3 protein-coding genes are annotated in these 4,962 nt (G+C 65.8%); all 3 read left to right on the top strand.

The genetic code is table 11. The features are described 5' to 3' along the window. The first annotated feature begins 145 nt into the window (after window positions 1-145). From ACESMD_RS15120 to ACESMD_RS15110, 3 genes are read left to right on the top strand one after another with little or no spacing between them, the layout of a single operon-like run. Window positions 146-1,450, top strand: coding sequence for an acetyl-CoA carboxylase biotin carboxylase subunit family protein (locus tag ACESMD_RS15120; protein ID WP_372614596.1), 1,305 nt, complete (start codon window positions 146-148; stop codon window positions 1,448-1,450). Window positions 1,451-1,500: 50 nt separating this feature from the next. Continuing rightward, complete coding sequence (locus ACESMD_RS15115; RefSeq protein ID WP_372614594.1) at window positions 1,501-3,528, top strand: CocE/NonD family hydrolase; 2,028 nt, start codon at window positions 1,501-1,503, stop codon at window positions 3,526-3,528. Between the two features lie 50 nt (window positions 3,529-3,578). Further along, a complete protein-coding gene (locus tag ACESMD_RS15110) occupies window positions 3,579-4,955 on the top strand; it encodes an MFS transporter (RefSeq protein WP_372614592.1) in 1,377 nt (458 codons plus the stop codon). Window positions 4,956-4,962: the final 7 nt, after the last annotated feature.

The raw sequence follows: 4,962 nt of genomic DNA, 5'->3' as shown, positions 1-4,962 counted from the left end.
CGTCCTGTCTTGAGACGTCCTGTCTTGAGACCCTATGGCTGCCGTCGGGTTTCAGCTCAGTCGGGTTTCCCCCTAGGATATGCTGAAGGATGTCCACCGATTCTGCATCCTCGCGTATCCCGAAAGCGACTGAAGGATCCTCAAGATGACTGACATCAAGAATATCTTCGTGGTAGGGCTCAACGACTTCAACCGCGAGCGACTCGAGACCCTGCGCGGGGCCGAGGGCTGGCGCTTTCACGGGGTGATCGCGCCCGAGGCGGTCTACGATACCGAGATCTTCGATATCGCCGCGATGCTCGAGGAAGCCACGGCCCAGCTCGAGGCCTTCGAGGGTTCCATCGATGCCATCGTCGGCTACATGGACTTCCCGGTCTCGACCATGCTGCCGATCCTCTGCGAGCGCTTCGGTGTCCGCAGCACCTCGCTTGAGAGCCTGCTCAAGTGCGAGCACAAGTACTGGAGCCGCCGGGTCCAGCGCGAGGTGATCCCGGGCCATATCCCGGCCTTCACCGCCTTCGATCCCTTCGATGACGAGGCGATGACCCGCATCGGCGAGGCGGGGCTCTACTTCCCCTTCTTCGTCAAGCCGATCAAGTCGTCCGGGTCGCGGCTGGGCTTTCGCATCGACACGCCGGAAGACTTCTACCAGGCCATCGAACAGCTTCGTGACTCCATCGGGACCATCGCCGACCCCTTCAACACGGTGCTCGAACACGCTCGCCTGCCGCCGGAGATCGCCGCGGTGGATGGCCATTTCTGCATGGCCGAGGAGATCATCGGCGGCTGGCAGTGCACCGTGGAGGGCTATGTCTTCGATGGCGAGGTGGTCAGTTATGGCATCGTCGACTCGCTGCGCTATCCCCATGTGCTGAGCTTCTTCCACTACCGCTATCCCTCGGGGCTGCCGGAGGATGTCCAGGCCACCATGGTCGAGCTCACCGACACCATCATGGGCCATATCGGCTACGACAATGCCGCCTTCAACGTCGAGTATTTCTGGGACGAGGTGCAGGGGCGCATCTGGTTGCTGGAGATCAATACGCGTATCTCCCAGTCCCACTGCGACCTCTTCGAGAAGGTCGATGGCGTCAGCAACCAGCAGGTCACCATCGACCTGGGACTGGGTCGGCGGCCCGACATGCCCCATCGGCAGGGGGAATTTCCGATGGCGGCCAAGTTCTTCCACCGGGTATTCTTTACCGATGCGGTGGTGACTCGGGTCCCCACCGACGCGGAGCTCGCGGAACTCCTGGCCGACTTTCCGGGCAGCAAGATCGCCGTACAGGTGGAGGAAGGGCAGCGGCTCTCCACCCTGCCCGAGCAGGACGCCTACAGTTTCGCGCTGGCTCATGTCTTTATGGGTGCGGCATCGGCCGAGCAGTTGCTCACCGACTATGACCGTCTGGCGGCGCGACTGGCGTTCGACTTCGACGACATCCAGGGCTGAGTATCAAGGCTTCTGCGAGCGGGACCACAAGGAACGAGGAGTGCAGGGCCATGCGTATCGTCACCGATTTTCCCCGCCGGGTGCAGGAAGAGGAGACCTGGATCCCGATGGCGGACGGCACTCGCCTGGCCGCGAGGATCTGGCGTCCGGTGGATGCCGACCGCCACCCGGTGCCCGCCATCCTCGAGTACCTGCCCTATCGCAAGCGTGATCTGACCGCCGAGCGCGATGCCCAGATGCATCCCTACTGGGCAGGCCACGGCTATGCCGGGGTGCGGGTCGACATCCGCGGTACCGGCGAGTCCGATGGCGTGATCACCGACGAGTACCTTCCCCTGGAACTGGAAGACGGTCTGGCGATCCTCGAATGGCTAGAAGCGCAGAGCTGGTGCACCGGGGAGGTGGGCATGATCGGCATCTCCTGGGGCGGCTTCAATGGCCTGCAGATCGCCGCGCTGCGCCCGCCCCAGCTCAAGGCGGTGATCACCCTGTGCTTCACTGATGACCGCTACGCCGACGACATCCACCACATGGGTGGCTGCCTGCTGGGCGACAACCTCTCCTGGGCCTCGACCATGTTCGACGGCAACGCCTGTCCGCCGGACCCCGACCTGGTGGGGGAGCGCTGGCGGGAGATGTGGCTGGAGCGGCTGGACGGCAGCGGCCTCTGGCTGACCCAGTGGCTCGAGCACCAGCGCCGCGATGACTACTGGAAGCACGGCTCGGTGTGCGAGGACTACTCGGCCATTCAGTGCCCGGTCTATGCCGTCAGCGGCTGGGCCGACGGCTACTGCAACGCCGTCTTCCGGGTGCTGGAGGGGCTCTCGGTGCCGCGCAAGGGGCTGGTCGGCCCCTGGGCCCACAAGTACCCGCACATGGGGGTGCCCGGGCCGGCCATCGGCTTCCTGCAGGACTCGCTGCGCTGGTGGGACCAGTGGCTCAAGGGCATCGACACCGGGATCATGGACGAGCCCATGCTGCGGGTCTGGATGCAGGAGTCGGTGCCGCCCTCGGCACGCTACGAGGAGCGCCCGGGGCGCTGGATCGCCGAGCCCGAGTGGCCCTCGCCGAACATCCTCCCCACCTCCTTCCGGCTCAGCGAGGGCCACGACCTGCTGCCGGAAGCCGAAGGACAGGACGACGAAGCCACCCTGGATATCCGCTCGCCGCTCTCGGTGGGGCTCTATGCCGGCAAGTGGTGCTCCTACAATGCCCCGCCGGACCTGCCCCATGACCAGCGCGACGAGGATGGCGGCTCGCTGATCTTCCAGACGCCTCGCCTGGAGACGCCGATGGAGATCTGCGGCCAGCCGATGGTCGAGCTGGAACTGGAGGCGGACCAGCCGGTGGCCATGGTGGCGTTGCGACTCACCGACATCGCCGAGGACGACAAGGCGACCCGGGTCTCCTATGGTCTGCTCAATCTCACCCACCGCGACAGCGACGAGTTCCCCGAGCCCCTGGAACCGGGCAAACGCTACCGGGTACGGATTTTTCTCAAGCATATCGCCCAGCAGTTCGCCGCCGGGCACGCCATCCGCCTGGCACTCTCCACCAGTTACTGGCCCCTGGCCTGGCCGTCGCCCAGGCCGGCGCGGCTGACCATCCTGCCGAGTCGCTGTCGCCTGGTACTGCCGGTGCGGGCGCCGCGACCCGAGGAGGAGGCCGATCTGCCGGCCTTTGGCGAGCCCGAGGGCGCGCCTCCGCTGGCCAAGACCCTGCTTCAGCCTACCCAGGAGACCTGGCAGGTGATCCGCGATCTGGCCAACGACCGGACCACCCTGGAGGTGATCAACGACGAGGGGCGATACCGGATCGACGACATCGACCTGGAGATCGCCGCCCAGGTCACCGAGCGTTACCAGTATTCCTACGGCAGCTACGACACCGTCAGCGGCTGGACGGAGTGGCGCCGCAGCTTCAAGCGTGGCGACTGGGAGGTGCACACCCTGACCCGCACCCTGATGACCAGTGACCCGGACAACTTCCGTGTCCGCGCCACCCTGGATGCCTGGGAGGGCGACACCCGCCTCTATGCGCGGACCTGGGATGAGACCATCCCCCGCGATCTCGTCTAGCGCGGGACGGGCTGCTATGGTGAGCACCTGATTCTGACAGGGATGTGGCCATGAGCCTGACCGCCGCCGTGCCGACCACGCCGCGCGCCTCGCGCCGGGAGATCTTCGGCTGGGCGATGTTCGACTTCGCCAACCAGGCCTATACGCTGCTGATCATCACCGTGGTGTTCGGCGAGCTCTTCACCACGGTGATCGTCGGTGACCGCGGCGACGGCTACCGACTGGCCAACTTCCTGTGGAGCCTGGCGCTGGCGGTGAGCTATCTGCTGGTGGTGATCACGGGCCCGCTGTGCGGGGCGGTGATGGACTACCAGGCGTCCAAGAAACGCTTCCTGTTCGTCAGCTACCTGGCCACCGTGGCGACTACCGCCATGCTCTACTTCGTGGCGCCGGGTTATGTGTTGCTGGGGCTGGCGCTGATCATCGTTTCCAACTACGCCTACTCCATGGGCGAGTCCTTCATCGCCGCCTTCCTGCCGGATCTGGGTCCTCCCGAGGACATGGGCAAGATCTCCGGCTTCGGCTGGGCCCTGGGCTATGTGGGGGGGCTCTTCGCCGCGGGCTTCACGCTGCTGGTGCTGGGCGAGGCCTCGGCGGAGAATTTCGAGCGCGTGCGCTGGGTGGGCCCCTTCACCGCCGGCTTCTTCCTGATCACCGCCATTCCCACCTTCCTCTGGGTCAGGGAGCGCGGGACTCCCCAGCCTCCCGGCAAGCCCTACCGGGAGATCGCCCGGGAACGAGTCTCCACCACGCTGCACGAGCTGCGGCGCTTCCGTGACCTGGGGCTCTTCCTCGTCTCGCTGCTGTTCTCCATGGCCGGGGTCTACATCATCATCGCCTTCGCCTTCATCTACGGTGCCCAGGTGATCGGCTGGGACGAGGCGATCCGCAATATCATGTTCATCATCGTGCAGATCACCGCCGCCGCCGGGGCGCTGGGCTTCGGCTTCATCCAGGATCGTATCGGCACCAAGGTGACCTACCTGATTACCCTGGGGCTCTGGGTGGTGTCGATCCTGGCCATCTGGGCCACGCCGGAAGTCACGGCGTTCCTCAACGCCCGCTTCGGCCTCGACTGGCAGGCCCAGCACCTCTTCCTCTTCGTTGGCTGCCTGGCGGGGCTCAGCCTCGGGTCCAGCCAGTCGGCCAGTCGCGCCCTGGTGGGGCTCTTCTCGCCAAGCCGCAAGGCCGCCGAGTTCTTCGGCTTCTGGGGCCTGGCCAACAAGCTCGCCGGGGTGATCGGCATCATTGGCCTGGGGCTGCTGCAGTCGGTGGTCGGCCTGCAGGCCTCGATACTGCTCTGTGTGGCGCTGTTCCTCATCGCCATCCTGGTCTGCCTGGGCGTGAACCAGGCCCGCGGTCAGCAGGCCGCCCTCGATTGGGAAACCCGCGACAGGGAGGCGCGCCATGGCGACGTTCATTCCTGACGGGGCG

Source organism: Halomonas sp. (assembly GCF_041689495.1).
In the GTDB taxonomy this organism is placed as follows: domain Bacteria; phylum Pseudomonadota; class Gammaproteobacteria; order Pseudomonadales; family Halomonadaceae; genus Halomonas.
This window is presented reverse-complemented; position numbering and strand designations above follow the sequence as displayed.

Excerpts from the sequence above, each read along its gene's own strand:
- ACESMD_RS15120 (WP_372614596.1), top strand. The coding sequence starts at position 146 with ATGACTGACATCAAGAATATCTTCGTGGTAGGGCTCAACGACTTCAAC.
- ACESMD_RS15115 (WP_372614594.1), top strand. The coding sequence starts at position 1,501 with ATGCGTATCGTCACCGATTTTCCCCGCCGGGTGCAGGAAGAGGAGACC.
- ACESMD_RS15110 (WP_372614592.1), top strand. The coding sequence starts at position 3,579 with ATGAGCCTGACCGCCGCCGTGCCGACCACGCCGCGCGCCTCGCGCCGG.